Here is an 18,179-nt window from a genome sequence, read left to right on the forward strand (position 1 = left end):
TTAGAGAAGTGCTACACTGCTCTAATGTAAATTTTCTTTATAACTTTATTACTAATTGTCTATTATAGTTATCACACTTATGAATCACAACTTAACGTATTTGCACCCTTATCCTTTCGCAAAGATGGCAACACTACTTGCCGAAAGCAAGCCCGCCAATGGCTACAGTGAAATAAAGCTCGGTATTGGTGAGCCAAAACACGAGCCACCTGCATTTGTATTGGACGTCCTACGCGAAAACTTGGACAAAATAAGTCGTTATCCGACCACAAACGGTATGTTTGAGCTGCGCCAAACCATTGCCCATTGGTTAGAGAAGCGGTTTTTTCTTAATCATGTCGATGCCAATACTCAAGTATTACCCGTGATGGGTACGCGTGAAGCGATTTTTAGCTTTGTACAAGCGGTCGTTGATCATGATGTATCTGACAAAGATAGCCATTCTTTAGCATCTAATACATCGCCTACGGTTGTCATGCCCAACCCGTTTTATCAGATATATGAAGGCGCGGCGATACTGGCACAAGCAACGCCTTACTTTGTCCCTTGTACATCAGATAACGACTACAAAGGTGACTATCGCGCGGTACCAAAAGACGTCTGGACGCGTACACAGCTATTGTTTGTCTGTAGCCCAAACAATCCAACAGGCGCCGTCATGACAATGGATGATTGGGAATACCTCATTCGCCTGTCAGATCAGTACGGTTTTATTATTGCCAGTGACGAGTGCTATAGCGAGCTGTATTTTGATACAGCACCGATTGGACTGCTCCAAGCTTGTGCGGCCCTTGGTCGCCGCGATTTCAAAAACTGTATCGTGTTCCACTCTCTATCCAAACGTTCAAACTTACCGGGTTTGCGCTCTGGATTTGTGGCCGGTGATGCCAAAATTTTGCAGGCTTATTTGCAATATCGTACTTACCAAGGTTGTGCGATGCCGATACCTCATCAGCTCGCCTCTATCGCTGCGTGGCAAGACGAAAAACACGTCGCTCATAATCGAGCGCTATATCAAGAGAAGTTTGCCCTATGGATGTCTGAGCTTGGGGAATTGCTAGAGTTACGTATGCCTGATGCTGGGTTTTACTTTTGGGTCAAAGTGCCTGAGCAGTTCGGCGGTGATGATGAAATCTTTGTCAAAGCGCTGTATGAGCAAGCCAATATTCATGCATTGGCAGGACGTTATTTGTCACGTGAAGTTGATGGTCATAATCCTGGACAAGGTTATGTGCGTATCGCTCTGGTCGCGAGTGTCGATGAGAGCCGAGAAGCAATCAGTCGTATCCGCAGCCTACTAAACGCTTAGAGCTAATTAGAAAAATCTAATGTAGCTGGGATAAATGACGCAGTAGCAAAAAGCCTTCAATAACCCTATTTATATTGTGGTTATTGGAGGCTTTTTGTTTTATTAATGCTATAGTAAAGTCTCTACCGAAAATATGCCATCAAGGATGATGCCATGCCCCATCTTGATTTTAGCCAACCGCCCTTTGATGTATTGAGCTTAGCCGAGCGTCAAAGCATTAGAAAAAACACCCAGATACGCTACCTTGCCAAAAACGAAAGCTTGCCTGCAGAAGAATTGCAATGTCTGTATGTGGTCATCAAAGGGCAAATCGAGCAATCACTAGATGGTGAGTTTGTCGCGTCCTATGTAGGTAGCAATCACGCTGACGGTCTGAATAATAATGATTGGTTTGATAGCCGCCGCCTACCTGAATCACTTGCCAAGGATAATCAGCTAGAGCCTGAAAGTACGTCCATACAGCCCTATCAATTCCGAGCTAATGAAGAGACGTTACTGCTCCAAGTCGCTGGTGATGCTATCGATAAAATCAGTGCACAAAATCATCTGGTACGCCAAATGCTATCAGACAAACTGCCTGAACGATTAAAAGCATTGCGCCAACGACGTCATAATAAAACGCTAGATCCTGCCAGCTATACTAACCAACAAGAAGTACAGCAAATTATGCTGCAGCCAGTGATAGATGTTCATCTATTACCAGTCCATATCGTCGATGCCAATGATAGCTTGTACGAAGCGGCCCGCATCATGACCAAAGCTGGATTAAAACATGTACTGGTCCGACCGCTACATAGCTTATATGATTTGAATGACTTAGATGGCTCACAAATAGCGCAACTTGAGACAAGATTACTCTTAGGGATTTTGACAGATACTGATATCTGCCGCGCCGTAAGCGACAGACAAAATCCTGCCACCACACCTTGTCAACGCTATGCCAATTTCAATCTACGTACGATCAAAGCCAGTGATGAGATTGGCGATGCGCTGCTGACCATGACTCGCTATCGTATTCATAGACTGCCAGTCGTTGATCAGAGTGGTGATGTCGTCGGTGTGCTTGGGCAAAGTGATATGCTCGCTCATATTGGCCATCATTCGCAGCTGATTAGTATTCAAATCGAACAGGCACAGGACTTATCGAGCCTAGATACCGCTGTTGAGCTGATCGGTCGCTATATTCGATCACAGCATCACAATGGTGTCAAAATTGGCAATATCAGTCGTATGGTACAGACGCTAAATGCGCAGGTGTTTACCAAACTATGGCAGCTAATCGTACCTGATGAAGTGATGGCCAATACCTGCCTTATCGTTATGGGTTCAGAAGGGCGCGGTGAGCAAATCATGCGTACCGATCAAGACAACGCGCTCATCATTCGTGATGGCTATACACACCTCGATTTAGCACAGTTTGCTGATACTTTTAATAGCCATTTAGCAACGCTTGGCTACCCACTGTGTGATGGCAATATCATGATGACCAATCCTATGTGGCGACAACCGCTCAAGCAATTCACTGCGCAAATTGGCCTATGGTTTAGGAATTCCGACCCGATGCATGGTATTTACTTGTCTGCAATACTAGATGCTGAATACGTCTGCGGCGATGAGTCACTGCTTACTCAAGTACGTCAGCATTTAAAGCTTGCTCATCAAAAAGCAGACCCTATGTTTGTCAGGCAGTTTGCACGGGCAGCGCTACAGTTTGGCGATGTTAATCAATGGTGGCAGAAGTTTGTACCTTTACTAGGCGGTAAATCAGCATCATCCGACATTGATCTAAAAAAAGCCGGTATTTTTCCTTTGGTGCATGGTATCCGCACTTTAGCATTAGAAAACAATGTGCTCGATGTGCCTAGTACCAAGGCGCGTTTAAAGGCTCTAGTACAGGTTGATGCTATGACCCAAGAGCGCGCCGATACTTTGCTAGAAGCACTAGAATTTTTTATGGCGCAGCGCTTATCTGTGGCGCTCTCGACCGACGATAAGCATGCACGGCAAGTAGACCCTACGACTTTGACTGCGCTTGAACGTGACCTACTCAAAGAGTGTCTGGCCGTGGTCAAAAGCTTTAAGAATCAATTGCGTCAACACTATCAGCTAGAAATCGCATAAATGTGGCAGTCTTAGTACAGAGGCTTCATAAATAGAGAAATTTTATAAATACAAAAATAACATAGATGGATGAGCAACCAATATGAACTGGTTACAGCAGTTATCTTGCGCTTGGCAAAAGACGCAATTACAGCGTCCAGAGCTTGCCTTAATGTTTACGACATCTTCGGCTGAGCAATGGGTGGCGATTGACTGCGAGATGACAGGACTGAACCCCAAAAAGCATCACCTGCTGTCTGTAGCAGCGATACATATTAATGGCAGTATCATCGACACGGGTAATGGCATGCATTTGGTTTGCAGACCTCCTGTAATGCCAGACCGCGACACCATTGTAATCCATGGCCTACGTACCGCCGATGTTGAACATGGCATGAGTTACGATGACATGTTGGCACTGCTGCTACCATTCATAGGTAATCGACCAATCGTTGGATTCTGCACACAGCTAGACATAGCTTTTTTGAATCCTTTGGTCAAACGCTACATGGGAACGTCTCTACCAAACGAAGTCATAGATTTGCGTCACCTTTACAGTCGGCGTATCAGTGGTCACACACAAGGGCTCTCTAACCAAGCCCAACATCTGAATCGGATATTAGCCCATTACAACATTCCTGAACTGGGCGCGCATGATGCTTATAACGATGCTGTTATGACGGCGATGGCTTTTTTGCATGTGCGTTAGCAGTAAAGCATGCTCGCAGTTCAATCGATAGTTAGAGTTAGTTATCTAAATAAGAGCGTCATTATCGCTAGGGCGTGTCCTCATTTTGAAAATGGTAGTAAAGATGAGATAAATGGCAGCCAAACAAAGAAAGGAGTACAAATAATATCAAGATATTAGCCAGCTACTTGACGCAGTTTGGCAAAGATTTAGCCATTTTTAGCCCATTTAAATTTTATTGTTCAGATTGATGACACGCCCTAAAATTGTACTGCTGACATCGTGTGCGAAAACAGCAACTCATGTTACCATAGGCTGTTTTTGCCACCTGATGAAAGATGCTCATGCGATACCCTTCTAAACGCCGCCATTACTCTACTGCTGCAACCAAAATCACCACGCTTTGTCGTCATTTGCGACTGCTAAACCAACCTAATAAACGTCTATCTAGGTTAGCGTTATTGGCAGCGGTTGTGGTCGCACCGATACATGCTCAAGCCGTTTTACCAGCAGCCATTCAAAAAGCCTTGGCACGTGCCGATTTGACAGAAGCGGATATCAGTATCGTTATTACACCTGTGGGTGACAAGGCTGCTAGCCGTCTGCCTGCTCCTATTCAAGTCATTGATAGTGATGAACCTGACAGCCAATCTGCATCTACTATAGTATCTGAGCACCCAACTACAGACACCTCTACGGATACAAGTAGCAGCGACCCGAGCCACCAGAGCGCCTTAGTTACCATAGAGCAGCGCACCATTGAAAAGCACGAGCAAAAAATACATGCTTATACCGATGACCCTTATACTTATCAGAGCGTAGAGAGCATTCCAACAGTCATCCCTGATGAATCTCAGCATACGCTTACTCAGAACACCAAAGAACAAGATACTGCGAGCAATAATAAAACCTCTATAAAGATTTCATTTTCGCCTTTGCTGGATCACCAGTCTGACATCCCTCGTACGCCTGCCAGCACCATGAAACTTGTGCCTAGCTTTATCGCTTTGGACACTTTAGGGGCCGATTTTGTGTGGCATACACGGGTTTATCACACAGGTATTGTCATCGGCAACCGTCTACATGGTGACTTGATTATTCAAGGTAGTGGCGACCCAAAAATGACCCACGAGCGTTTAAAGCAGTTACTGTATAAAGTGCAAGCATCCGGTATTCGTCATATCGATGGTGACATCATCATCGACAGCGCTGTTTTTAACAATGTTAGTAAAGATCCTGCCGCCTTTGACAACTCACCTCTACGCCCTTATAACGCCAGCCCTGATGGGTTTTTGGTTAACTTTAGCACCATTGGTATCAAAACTTACCCTCAAGATAATGGCCAAGCAAGTGTGACCTATAAGCCGCGGTTAGCCAACTATCAGCTGCCTGCTACAATCAATACCCGTGCAGCCAGTTGTGGGCAAGCAAGCTATAGCCTAGCGCCGCAGTGGCAAAACACGCAGCTTGTTTTAAATACCAGTCTGCCAGAGAGCTGCGGTGAGCATGTCTTTTACGTGGCATATCCTAATGCCAAAGAGTTTGCGGCACACGTCATCGCTGCCAAATGGCAAGCGTTGGGGAATACTTTGAGTGGGCAGGTAATCTCACAAGAAACCCCTTACGATATGACCAAGGCGACGAAACGAGCGCACGGACTTACAGCTATCACGATGTCTCCTCTACCTATGGTCAGCTATCCGTCATTGAATTTAACGGAGCAGATCCATGACATTAATCACTTCTCAAACAATGTCATGGCTGAGCAAGTGGCGCTATCTATAGGCGCTTATGATAAAGAAAGGCTGACTCAATCAATACCTGCTAGCATAACTGCGACTAGTCCAAGTAGTCATAAAGCCAGCGCTAGTAATGAGATGGATAATAAAGTAGCGGCTGTTAAATCTAGTGGCAAAAAGGCTGATAGCTTATATCAGTTTGGCAAACCTGCTACGACAGACTATCCTGCAGCCTTACGAACCATCAATCAATGGTGGCAAACCAATCTCAGTACGCCGCCGCCTCATTTGACCAATGGCTCAGGACTTTGCCGTGAGTGTACTATCACCGCCGCCAACCTAAGCGAGCTACTGACTTATGCTTATGGTCGACCAAATTTTGAAGCCTATGTCGACTCGTTAGGGGTCGCTGGGGTCAGTGGCACTATTGCCGCCCATAGCGAACGCTTGCCTGAATCGACAGCCACTGGACGCGCATGGATAAAAACGGGCACTCTAAACAACGTCACCTCAATGGCAGGTTATGTTAAAGGGATTTCAGGACAAGATTACGTCGTCGTCGGCATAATCAATACCGAGCAGGCGCTAAATCCTTATGCAGCGCGACCTGTATTAGATGCCATGCTCGACTGGACGGCACAGCGCTAATTTTAACGCTTTAAGACGTTGTATTATCAATACTCTATTTTTTACCTTTATAAAGGTTAGCTTATGTCACGCCAGACAACCAGTCTCAACAAAGCTCAGACGCTTATACAAGTGCAGCCTAAACTGGCTCGATATGTCGGTTTTTTTGCGATTGGATACACGCTCGCCAGTACCATATTTATGATGATACAGACCAAACTTGCGCTCAATCCGCAATTGGTCATGGTGGTTTCTATTATCGTAGGTGCCTATATCGCTGTTAGTAAATTTATCAAACATCAGAAACGAGCATTAGCGCGAGATGAGATTAATAAGTTGATGTTTGGTGGGGTTGTGATTGTCTGGATACTGACGGTCATTTATTTTTCAGCCATCTGGTTTTGGCTGTTTGATACGATAAGCCGTGAGGTATTGTTTGAGATGGCGATGCAGCGTCCACTGCCCCTGCTTTCATCGTTAATGCTAATGCTAGTCCTCACTCTAGTCAGTGCGCGAATCAGTCTATGGTCTATCAATCGATTATTAGACCCTATACGCAAATCAACGTAAGTACAAACCATCATCTACAAGGTGCTACAAAGTTTTCCCCTGCTAATGCGTAAAATCCGTTAGGCTAAGTTTAAGGCGTATCATTATTTTAAGAATAGTACTAAAAATGAGACAAAGTAAGGCGCGCCCTAGTAAGTAGTATTTTAGCGATGACTTGTTTTACCTTTATAATAGGAGCGGACATTATGGACATGATCTTTTTTGACAACATAGACAAGCTTGGTCGTATTGTTTTGACGACTGTTATGGTTTACGTGTTAATCGTGACAGTTACCAAAGTCTCTGGCAAACGCTCAACATCGCAGCTTAACAACTTCGATTGGATCGTGACGGTCATGATCGGCTCGTTGGGTGCCAGTACAATTTTGCTCAAAGACATTCCCTTTGTTGAAGGGGTGTCGTCTATTTTAGTATTGTACCTATTGCAATTTGTGGTGACCAAATATGCATCTGTTTCACCGCAATTTAGTGACTTTATTTTGTCAGAGCCGCGTATCGTTTTTTATCAAGGGCAGTTTTTGCCAGATGCCATGCGTGATGAGCGCTTGACGCGTCAGGAAATCGAATGTGCCATGCGCTCTGAAGGGATTAATAGCTTTGATGATGTCGAAGCTATTGTTTTTGAGTCTGATGCAAAATTGACTGTCATTCCAAAGCCAAGCCAAGCGGACGATCAAAGCGCAAGTAGCAACGTATCAGAGACGATTAACCCTCTGATGTAAATTGCAGACAATGAAGAACGAGCGATACAACTATTAAGAGCACGCCCTAGTAAGCGTGAATTCAATTATCGAGATGGTAAGCATTATGAAAGTAAGGATTTTGACCGTTGGCAATAAAATGCCTAGCTGGGTACAGACGGGTTTTGACGAGTATTACAAACGCATTCAACCGATGCTAAGCACAGAAATTGTCGAAATTGCGGCAGCCAAGCGGGCAAAAAACCCTTCAGATGCTAATTTGGCACAGTACCGTGAGCAGGAAGGTCAGGCTATATTAGCCGCTCATAATGCATCAAGCCGAGAGCAATTGTGGGTATTAGATGTCAAAGGCAAGATGATTTCGACAGAAGGACTGGCTGATAAGCTCTCTGATGGCATGCTGCAAGGCGATGATATTGCCTTGGTCATCGGCGGTGCAGATGGTGTCTCGCCAGAAGTATTGGCAAAGGCTGATGCAAAGTTATCACTATCAGCACTGACATTGCCACATCCGCTAGTACGCGTCGTACTTATGGAACAATTGTATCGCGCGATGAGTATCAACAATAACCACCCTTATCACCGTGGTAATTAAATAAAATACTAATCTATTTTTTGATTCAAAACATCAACCCTAAAATAGATTGAAATACTGGCGCACGCCCTAATAAATGCAACATGAAATATCCAAAATGTGCGACACCCAACGCCTCTAAGCCCTCTCATCAACGTGATGACCATCATAGTGTGCAGACGCCTATCACAGCGGCTGCCGCATGGGAAAATACGTCTGATGTAGCGACGAATACATCTAAGCTACCAGCGCTCTTTATCTCGCATGGCGCGCCTACGCTTGCAATTGAGCAGTCTGCGACGACCAGTGCACTGGCACGTATCGGTCAAAACTTACCTAAGCCACGTGCCATCGTCATTATGTCAGCGCATTGGCAGTCAGCAAAGCTAGAGATTAGTAGTAATCCACAGCCAAAGACGTGGCATGATTTTTCAGGATTTTCGCCTGAACTTTACGACATTCAGTATCCTGCTATAGGTCAGCCAGCACTGGCTGAGACACTTACACAGCAGCTGACCGCACGTGGCATTACTTGTAGTGTCAATCCAGTACGTGCCTGTGACCATGGTGTGTGGGCGCCGCTCAGACATCTGTACCCAGAAGCCGATGTGCCTATCGTACAGATATCACTGCCGCAGCATTATGACAGTATCGCCTGCTATCAGTTAGGCGCGCAGTTGGCACATCTGCGTGATGAGCAAATCCTCGTCATTGGCTCAGGTAACATTACGCACAATTTACAAGCATTGCGTTGGGAAGCCGACAGCATCGATCAAGCAGCCAAAACGTTTAAGCAATGGTTGTTGCAGCAGCTCAAAATAGACATTCCCACGGCGCTCGATTGGCAGCAGTACCCAGACTACAAGGACATTCATCCAAGTGATGAGCACTTGCTACCACTGTTTTTTGCACTAGGTACTGGTCAGCGTGTCTCTGTCGTTCATCAAAGTATGGCTCATCATAGTTTGGGTATGGATATTTACCGCTTTGATTGAGTGCTATCAATCCAAACCATAGATCTCAATCCTACTTCTCAAAAGCGTGTTTGGTAAATAAACCTGCACGCTCCATCTCGCCCGCCACGCTGAATAATGTCGCTTCATCATTCATGCGCCCGATTAATTGCATACCAATCGGTAAGCCTTCTTTACTCATACCAAGGGGTACTGACATCGCGGGTAATCCTGTAACATTACCCAATAACGTAAAGCCCATCTTACCTAATACAGGTGCACTGAGCTTTTCAATCATGCCTGAGCTAAAGGCATATCTACCCATATTAAAGCCCTTGTTAAGCACCTCGGCGCTACGCATCATCATCTCATCCATACGGCTAGGCGGTAGTACACCATGCTTTACCGCAGGCGTGGGCACAGTCGGGCACAAAATCATATCGTAGTCTTCTAGTAATAGCCCCGTCTGATACTGGCTATAATGCCAGCCATGTTTGGCATGTGCCAAATCAACCGCTGATAGCGAACGCCCAAGCAGTGCCATATTATAAGTTTGTGGCTCTAGGTTTTTGATGTGGTCAGTACCAAACTCACGCTCGATATTATCAATCGTAAAAGCCGTATGCGCGCAGACCACAACGATAAAGTCATGCCAAAACTGCTCGATATTGATGTTTGGCTCGGCTGGTACTACTTCATGACCCATAGACTCTAATTGCTTAGCCGTTTGATCAAGTACCGCCAGCACCTCTTTGTCCACTGTCGTATTGGCTATCAAAGGCTGCTGATGCAAAGCGATTTTTAGCTTTCGCGGTGCACGCATTGCCGCTTGCAGAAAGGTGCCGTTTGGCGGAGCTATAATGTAAGGGGCACCAATCTCTGCTCCACTAGTTGCATCTAGCATCGCTGCACTATCGCGCACTGAGCGCGTAATCACATGGTCAGCCACGGCCCCCTCCCAGCCTTCACCAAGATTAGGGCCCATTGGATTACGTCCACGGCTTGGCTTTAACCCAAACGTACCGCACCAAGCAGATGGGAAACGTATGGAGCCGCCACCATCACCGCCGCCTGCCATCGGGACAATACCGCTCGCAACTGCTGCTGCACTACCTCCTGACGAGCCGCCAGAGCTGTAGCCTTTTTTAAAAGGATTATGAGTAGCACCATGCGCTTTTGGCTCAGTGGTGATAATCAAACCAAACTCAGGAGTATTAGTCTTGCCAAAAGTATTAACGCCTGTCGCTTTCATCCGTTTGACGATTTCACTGTCTTTCTCTGAAATGATATTGACGCTGCGGCTACCCATCGTAATTGGCTCGTCGGCGAAGCTAAATGATAAATCTTTTAGTAAATACGGCACGCCAGTAAATACACCTGAAGGTAAACCTGCCTGCGCAGCATTGTAAGCACGCTCATCAAAACGATGCACGATAGCATTTAGCTTAGGGTTGATTTGATTGGCTTGATGGACAGCAGCGTCTAGCAATTCCTTTGCGCTAACCTCACCTGAATTGACCAAGGCTGCTAAGGCGAGCCCATCATACTGAGTATATTCTTTAAACATAACTAACCTTCCTTGGAGAGTAATTTTATTAAGACTATGTAGCACGCATACTTTCTAAAACTAATGACTATTTTTTCATAAACTCCTGTCAGTTTAGTATAAAAAACCGTGCCTGATATTTGATAAACGGACTCGTTAGTCATCTGGATGGTTTAAGTAATTAATGAACCAATATACGAATCTACTCTTCGAGCCCTAGAACATACTGAATAATAAGAGCTTACTTCTAAACCCACAATTTATAAAAGTATTATTAAGTTTCTTCCATAAAAAAACGAGCCATTCTCATGACTCGCTTTCTCGTTATCAACTTAAGGATTAATCCTACATCAATAGTTCACGCTTGCCACTTTTGCCCATCGAGCTGACCAATCCAGCTTCTTCCATAGAGTCGACAATACGCGCGGCACGGTTATAGCCGATACTAAATTTACGCTGAATGCTTGAGGCAGAAACTTTACGTGTTTCCATGATAAAGGCCACAGCATCATTATATAAATCATCATCTTCACCAGAGGCATTGGCTGTACTACCACCGCCTGGGCTAGACAATTCAAAATTGCCTGCCATATTATCAATATAGTCAGGGGCACCGCGCTCACGCCACGCATCACAGACACGGTTAACTTCTTCGTCACTGACGTAAGCACCATGTACACGATCTGGCTCGATCTGTCCTGGCCCCAAGAACAACATATCGCCGTTACCCAGCATGTCCTCAGCACCGCCACTATCTAGAATCGTACGTGAATCGACTTTTGAGTTGACTCGTAGTGCCGCACGCACTGGGATGTTGGCTTTAATCAGACCTGTAATGACATCGACTGATGGACGCTGAGTCGCTAGCATTAAATGAATACCTGCAGCACGCGATTTTTGCGCCAAACGTGTGATGAGCTCTTCGGCTTGTTTACCAACCTGCATAATCATATCGGCAAACTCATCCGCGACAATAACAATCATGGGTAAGGTTTTTAGCTTTGGTGCTTGGCTAATACTTACGCTGTCATTTGGACGCCATAGAGGATCGAGCATAGGATTGCCTGATTTTTCCGCCGCGATGACTTTTTTATTAAACTCATTGAGCTTACGAACCTTTAGCAAGCTCATCAACTGATAGCGACGTTCCATCTCGGCCACACACCATGACAAGCTACTGGCCGCTTCCGTCATATCGGTGACTACTGGCGTTAGCAAATGCGGAATATCATTATAGTTAGCAAGCTCAAGCTGCTTTGGATCAATCAAGATAAGACGCAGCTCATTGGGTGTATATTTGAGTAGCATCGATAGTAGCATCGAGTTGACCAATACTGATTTACCAGAGCCTGTGGTACCAGCCACCAGCATATGCGGCGCACGAGCAAGGTCGGTAATGATTGGGTTACCACCGATGTCTTTACCCATTGCCATGCTAATCTGCGCTTTAGGATCTTTAAACGTTTCGGTATTTAGCAGTTCAATCAAACGTACCATTTCACGTTTCTTGTTAGGCACTTCGATACCGATGTACGGTTTGCCCGGAATCACTTCGACCACACGTAAAGAGGCCATCGATAATGAACGTGCTAAATCACGCGAGATACCTGTGACTTTACTAGCCTTCACCCCAGCAGCCAGCTCTACTTCAAAACGGGTGACAACAGGGCCAGGGATAGCATTAACCACAGAAGCCTTTACATTAAATTCTTGTAGCTTAATTTCTAGCAACTCAGACAGTTTTTCAAGTTCAGCCACAGTGTAGCTAGGCTTGCGGTCAGGATCCGGCTTATCCAATATAGAGACTTCTGGAATAGGCGTCAGGCTGCTGCGATAAGCTGCCGTTTGCATCGAGCGTGACTTTTGACTGAAGGCTGCGTCATCACTAATATGCGGCATGACCGGTACATTGGTGTCGTCATTACTATCATCCTCTGACATCATATCAGTGATATGGTTGCTACTATCGCCCTCTGGGACAGCAAAGCTAACAGATGGTTGCACGGACGCTTTCGGCTCAGGCTGTACATTTGAGACTGGGCTAGTCACTTCCACCGTTGGCGCTGCTTTTGGATTGGCAGGAGGCGTATTGGTTGGTGTCATGTCTGACACATCTGGCACATCTGGCAATGCAGGCTCAGTCTCTACTGTTACCGGAGCAACTTCAGGCTCAGGGGCTACTGCTGTTTTTTCAGTATGTGGCAACTCTACAGGCGTATCAGACAGTTGATTGGCTGACTCCTGTGCAAAGCTAATAGGCTCTTCTAAGATAGGTTCTGGGTTTTTCTCTTGTACTATTGGCTCAGCTGCTATGATTTCCTGAACAGGCTTAGAGTCTTCATACGTTCCTACAACAGATTCAGTAGGTTCTGATATGTTAGCATGCTCTGCCAACCATGCTTCTGCCAACTTATCTACTTCCTCAGTCTCATGTGTCGTAGAGATTTTAGGATCAGCAGGTTCAATGACTGGCTGACTGGCTAAATTACTGCTCACTGACTCATCAACTGATGGCTGAGCTAGTGATTCTTTATCATGTATATCTGGTTGATCAACCGCTTCCATCGTTGTAGTGGTCACAACAGTAGCAGGTACTGATTTCTCTAACGATGCTGTACTACTAGTACCCGCTTGGGAATAGTTAGGTACAGGCATAGCCGAGCTGTCCATGCTATTGGCATTATAAACCATTTGCTCACTTGCGAGTAAATCATCGACAGTATTGGCATCATTCCACGCAAAGCTTGGCTCAACTTTGCGAGCAATAGGTGCAGTCAAGTTTGAAACTAATGGCTGGACTGTACTGTTGACCGTACTATCAGTAGCATCTTTAAGCGTTTCTGTATCGGTATTTGCCTGATCACTTTTTGAGCTATTGGGTGTCGCCGCTGCTTTTGCTGCGATGACGGAGGCTTTGACACTATCTGCCAATCCTGAGGTTGCCAAAAATTCTGATAATACACTACCGAAACGTCCACTGCTGTTGACGTCTTGAGTACCGCTAGTATTTTCCGCAGACTGTAACTCAAGTGGCAGTTGCTCATGCTCTACTTTTTTATCTACCGACTCATCTAAGTTTTGGCTATCATCTTGTGATGTACTGCTCGGTTCAGTAGCGTTGATAGCATCCTGACTTTTTACACCTGAACCAAGCCATGACAGCGCACGAACCTTTTGATATATCGTCATCCAATGGATATTAAAGGCAAACGTAGCGGTAATCACAACGAATACTGCTAAGAAAATCACACTCCCCCACTGCGATAGTAGCTGTGCCAAACGCGCTTGTAGTTCTAGCCCGATGATACCACCAGCGACGCCTTCAAGACCGATTGCGTCAGGGTTTGTGACTTGCTGAACTAGAGAAACCAATTGTGCAAATAATGCGCTAGCACTTAATAGCAAAAACACATAAGCGACCAATCGCATGAGCCAAAACGTTGGCTTGTTTTCCCACCAAATCAAAATAGATTCATAAACCACGAATGCCAAAAACCACCAAGCACCAAACCCAAAAAAGCTGTAAAGCAAATCGGATAACCATGCGCCTGCCTCGCCGCCCATATTATTAATCGTGGTCATATCACTACTGATGTGCGACCAGCTAGGATCGTTGCCTGTATAAGTCATCAAAATGACAAACAAATAAACGGCCAGTATTAACCCAAGGAGGGTAAACATTCCCTTTTTTAAATACTCAATAAGCGGTGCTGATATCACGTAAGATCTGCCTTGTTATTAATACTAAATGGTCGCCAATGCATGACTAAGCCTAATCATGCTGACATAAAGTGTTGACATAAATGTACCGAGCGAAGTGTTTGTTTGGCATGTGCCGATTGTAGAGCCTTTAAACAACCGTTATCGCTTGGCTCCTACTACACTTGGCATAACTTCTTATAATAACAAATACATAGGTACAGTGGCGACAGTCTTCTCAAGAAAGCGTGTAAGAAAGTAAATCAGTAGACACTTTGCGTAAGAAAACAGCTGGTTAGCGAAACACGAGTGGCAAAATATGGCTAACTGTATTGCCTAAATTCTATAAAATAGTCTCTGTTTTGCACTTATGTTCCAAAGTTATTTATTCTTTGATTCTAATGATACCTGTGTTTGTTTTAGCAAACTTGCACTTTGTGCGCTGTGCCCTTATGTTATTATCACACAGCAATTAGAAGAAGCATATTCGTAGTCATTTTTGATATTCCTCTTTTATTATATTTATAACTTACATTTTTAATTCGTATATTTAGCAAGGAACAACTCATGGCAACTGACACTACTGCTCCACGTCACGAAAAGCTCATTATTTTAGGCTCAGGCCCTGCTGGCTACTCTGCAGCCGTTTATGCAGCGCGCGCTAACCTTAAGCCGGTTATGGTTACTGGCATGGAAGTCGGTGGACAATTAACCACCACTACCGAAGTCGACAACTGGCCAGGCGATGCGCATGATTTGACAGGTCCTGCATTGATGGAACGTATGAAAGCGCATGCAGAGCGTTTCGGTACTGAACTGGTCTACGATCATATCAATGAAGTAAACCTAAACGAGCGTCCTTTTCAATTGACAGGTAACAACGGTAGCTATACTTGTGACGCGCTCATTATCTCAACTGGTGCCTCTGCACAGTACTTGGGGCTAGAATCGGAAACCAAATTCAGAGGGCTTGGCGTATCAGCCTGTGCCACTTGTGATGGTTTCTTTTATAAAAACCAAAAAGTTGCGGTGATTGGTGGTGGTAATACAGCGGTTGAGGAAGCTTTGTACTTATCTAATATTGCGTCTGAAGTGACCTTAGTACATCGCCGTGACAGCCTACGCTCTGAAAAAATTCTGCAGGACAAGCTATTTGAAAAAGCCAAAAGCGGCAATGTCAAAATCGAATGGAACCATCAAGTAAAAGAAGTGGTCGGTGATGACATGGGCGTCAATGGCGTCGTTATCGAATCAATGATTGATGGCAGCACCAAACAACTAGACACAATGGGTATGTTTGTCGCTATTGGTCATAAGCCAAATACTGACTTGTTCAAAGGTCAGTTGGATATGAAAGATGGCTATCTGATCGTTAATAGTGGCTTGACTGGTAATGCTACCCAGACCAGTATTGAAGGTGTGTTTGCCGCAGGTGATGTAGCCGATCACGTTTACCGTCAAGCCATCACTTCTGCTGGTACGGGTTGTATGGCTGCGCTAGATGCTGAAAAGTACTTGGATGCACTGGGCGAAACCGTCGCTCGTGACCACACTTATGATTCAACACTAACTGCAGATAAAGAAGCCTAAATGGGCAACTTTACTCAACAGCACGATAAACACATTACGCCTGAGACTTTAAAAAGTCTTGGGCGTTATGACTTTCCTGATCCCATTTCTATCGATCCTGATGGTATTGGCATCGTCGCTATGGGGGGTGATTTAGCACCTGAAACACTGATATCAGCCTATGCTCAAGGACTATTTCCTTGGTTTAACGAAGATGAGCCTATTGCTTGGTGGTGTCCTGAGCCGCGTTGTGTGATCGCCCCCTCGGCTTATCAACCGAGTAAGTCTCTACGTAAGCAAGCAAATCGCGAACGTTGGCAATTGACGCTTAATAAAGCTTTTGACGATGTCATACATGCCTGTAGCTTACCGCGCAGTGATGGCCTTAATGACAATCATCCCGGAGGTGAGCATACTTGGATTCATGATGAGATGATCGAAGCTTATACCAAATTGCATGCGCAAGGCTTTGCTCATAGCATTGAAGTTTGGGACGAAGCAGGTCAACTGATTGGCGGATTGTACGGGTTAAAAATAAACGGCATCTATTTTGGTGAATCAATGTTTCATCGAGCATCTAATGCGTCAAAGCTAGCGTTTTGGGGTCTGATGCGCTTATGTGAACAAAGCGATGTCGCACTCGTCGACTGTCAGTTACCGAACGATCATTTGATGAGCTTAGGTGCCACTACTTTACCGCGTGCTAGCTTTCTGACTCAGTTAGACAACCTGATTGGCAGCCAGTCTGTGCCATGGCAAAGGCACTCTCATAAACCGTTAGCCGTATCGCTACTGGATAGCGAATCGCCGTGGCAACTAGAGTTATGATTATCATAGCGAAAAAAATAAGAGGTTATTATGGCACTTGATACATCGTTTCTATTGATTGGAGAGCTAGCAGCAAAGGCCAATACGACCAAAGATACGGTTCGCCATTACGAGCAATTAGGCCTGCTAAAATCTCGCAAGCGTCAGGCAGGCTCACGTTTATATACCGAATTTCATCCAGAGTGTATCGAACGCATAGAGCTGATCAAAAGCGCGCAAGCTATTGGCTTTACTCTTACCGAAATCAAAAATAGTCTAAATGATTATTATGATGGTCACTTGGATATTGATTCGCAGCTCATACTCACTCAGCAGAAGCTAGAACAGGTTAAGAAACAGCAAGCCAATATCAGCATAATGGTGGAGTTACTGAGCGAACGCTTGGATATTTTAGGTCGAATGAAAGCAGATAGTGATTATCAGCTTGATGTAGAGGTCTGTAAAAAGAAAATTCCTTTGCAATAAAGCTTAAATCTTAGTTAACTCTGCTTTTATATCGTAGCTGTTGTAGCCACTTTTATCATAATCGCTTATTTTTTATTAAGCCTTATTTTCTTTATTAAATATAATTATGCTGCATGATCAATGCATCGACTGCTGGTTTATGTGGCATTTTATAATATCCTTTACGCTTATGAATAATATTGAATGCCTGTTGCTCGTATAACGCTATCGCCGCTGTATTATCGGCACGTACTTCTAACAAAAGACTCTCTACCTGATTAAGCTGTAACAGCTCATGCAATTTATTCAATACCTGTAAAGCAATGCCTTGGCGTTGGTATTTTGGATCAGTTCCGATACGCAACACTTCTGCTTGCTCAAAAGTCGTTTGATATAAACAATAGCCAACTATCTCACGATGAGAGACGCTCTCTTCTTTGGCTTGATCGTAAGCAATCAGTAGGCAAATACTGTCCTGCTCAAGTAACTCAGTCAATGTTTTCTGATTCCAAGCATCATCTGGTTGCACGACCGCTTCTATATTAGCGACGGTTTGAATAACGTTTTCGAGTTCTATTGCATTCGTTGGTAGTGCTTCTATCGCAAACATGATGTTCCTTTCATTTAATTAGTCTCATCATTTGGTTGTACTTAGATTATATAAGTAAGTGACCAAATTATTTATTTTTTATCACAAAAAAAAGGCCACCCTAGATAGGATGGCCTTTTTTATGACTAATTCATAAGCTCATTGCTGAGACTTAAGGATTAGTTCAATACGTTAGCAACAACACCAGCGCCTACAGTACGGCCGCCTTCACGAATAGCGAAG

General features: G+C 44.7%; 14 protein-coding genes. 11 read left to right on the top strand and 3 right to left on the bottom strand.

The features are described from left to right. Positions 1-79 precede the first annotated feature (79 nt). The 8 genes from dapC to JMX63_RS08760 all read left to right on the top strand — a co-directional run bounded on the left by dapC (position 80) and on the right by JMX63_RS08760 (position 9,303). Positions 80-1,309 carry a succinyldiaminopimelate transaminase gene (dapC, locus tag JMX63_RS08725; protein ID WP_201572064.1) on the top strand — a complete coding sequence of 410 codons (1,230 nt, stop codon included), beginning with the start codon at positions 80-82 and terminating at the stop codon, positions 1,307-1,309. A 153-nt stretch (positions 1,310-1,462) separates the two neighbouring features. Continuing rightward, a complete protein-coding gene (locus JMX63_RS08730; RefSeq protein ID WP_201572065.1) occupies positions 1,463-3,430 on the top strand; it encodes a DUF294 nucleotidyltransferase-like domain-containing protein in 1,968 nt (655 codons plus the stop codon). A gap of 82 nt (positions 3,431-3,512) precedes the next feature. Further along, a complete protein-coding gene (locus JMX63_RS08735) occupies positions 3,513-4,118 on the top strand; it encodes a 3'-5' exonuclease (RefSeq protein ID WP_134292738.1) in 606 nt (201 codons plus the stop codon). Positions 4,119-4,441: 323 nt separating this feature from the next. Next, positions 4,442-6,484 (top strand): D-alanyl-D-alanine carboxypeptidase/D-alanyl-D-alanine-endopeptidase, encoded by a 2,043-nt coding sequence (locus tag JMX63_RS08740; RefSeq protein ID WP_201572066.1) that lies wholly within the window; start codon positions 4,442-4,444, stop codon positions 6,482-6,484. A 63-nt stretch (positions 6,485-6,547) separates the two neighbouring features. Then, the gene (locus JMX63_RS08745; RefSeq protein WP_201572067.1) at positions 6,548-7,033 is read left to right on the top strand and encodes an ABZJ_00895 family protein; all 486 of its coding nucleotides are present in this window, start codon (positions 6,548-6,550) and stop codon (positions 7,031-7,033) included. Positions 7,034-7,218: 185 nt separating this feature from the next. Beyond that, a complete protein-coding gene (locus JMX63_RS08750) occupies positions 7,219-7,755 on the top strand; it encodes a DUF421 domain-containing protein (RefSeq protein ID WP_201572068.1) in 537 nt (178 codons plus the stop codon). Positions 7,756-7,840: 85 nt separating this feature from the next. After that, the gene (rlmH, locus tag JMX63_RS08755; protein WP_101204969.1) at positions 7,841-8,329 is read left to right on the top strand and encodes a 23S rRNA (pseudouridine(1915)-N(3))-methyltransferase RlmH; all 489 of its coding nucleotides are present in this window, start codon (positions 7,841-7,843) and stop codon (positions 8,327-8,329) included. Positions 8,330-8,412: 83 nt separating this feature from the next. Continuing rightward, positions 8,413-9,303, top strand: coding sequence for a DODA-type extradiol aromatic ring-opening family dioxygenase (locus JMX63_RS08760; RefSeq protein WP_102094293.1), 891 nt, complete (start codon positions 8,413-8,415; stop codon positions 9,301-9,303). Between the two features lie 31 nt (positions 9,304-9,334). Here JMX63_RS08760 and JMX63_RS08765 read toward each other — a convergent pair whose 3' ends face one another. Next, the gene (locus JMX63_RS08765; protein WP_102094294.1) at positions 9,335-10,828 is read right to left on the bottom strand and encodes an amidase; all 1,494 of its coding nucleotides are present in this window, start codon (positions 10,826-10,828) and stop codon (positions 9,335-9,337) included. Positions 10,829-11,152: 324 nt separating this feature from the next. Continuing rightward, positions 11,153-14,527 (bottom strand): DNA translocase FtsK, encoded by a 3,375-nt coding sequence (locus JMX63_RS08770; protein ID WP_227543703.1) that lies wholly within the window; start codon positions 14,525-14,527, stop codon positions 11,153-11,155. Positions 14,528-15,073: 546 nt separating this feature from the next. Here JMX63_RS08770 and trxB point away from each other — a divergent pair. From trxB to JMX63_RS08785, 3 genes are read left to right on the top strand one after another with little or no spacing between them, the layout of a single operon-like run. Next, the gene (gene trxB, locus JMX63_RS08775) at positions 15,074-16,096 is read left to right on the top strand and encodes a thioredoxin-disulfide reductase (RefSeq protein WP_134292733.1); all 1,023 of its coding nucleotides are present in this window, start codon (positions 15,074-15,076) and stop codon (positions 16,094-16,096) included. Then, on the top strand, positions 16,097-16,903 hold the full coding sequence (aat, locus tag JMX63_RS08780) for a leucyl/phenylalanyl-tRNA--protein transferase (protein WP_201572069.1): 807 nt from the start codon (positions 16,097-16,099) through the stop codon (positions 16,901-16,903). A 30-nt stretch (positions 16,904-16,933) separates the two neighbouring features. Further along, a complete protein-coding gene (locus tag JMX63_RS08785; protein ID WP_102078510.1) occupies positions 16,934-17,368 on the top strand; it encodes a MerR family transcriptional regulator in 435 nt (144 codons plus the stop codon). 94 nt (positions 17,369-17,462) lie between these two features. Here the strand turns inward: JMX63_RS08785 and rimI are convergent, their stop codons facing one another. Further along, positions 17,463-17,957, bottom strand: coding sequence for a ribosomal protein S18-alanine N-acetyltransferase (gene rimI, locus JMX63_RS08790; protein WP_134292731.1), 495 nt, complete (start codon positions 17,955-17,957; stop codon positions 17,463-17,465). Between the last annotated feature and the right edge of the window lie 222 nt (positions 17,958-18,179).

It is taken from the genome of Psychrobacter nivimaris, from assembly GCF_904846365.1.
GTDB classification, from domain to species: Bacteria; Pseudomonadota; Gammaproteobacteria; order Pseudomonadales; family Moraxellaceae; genus Psychrobacter; species Psychrobacter nivimaris_B.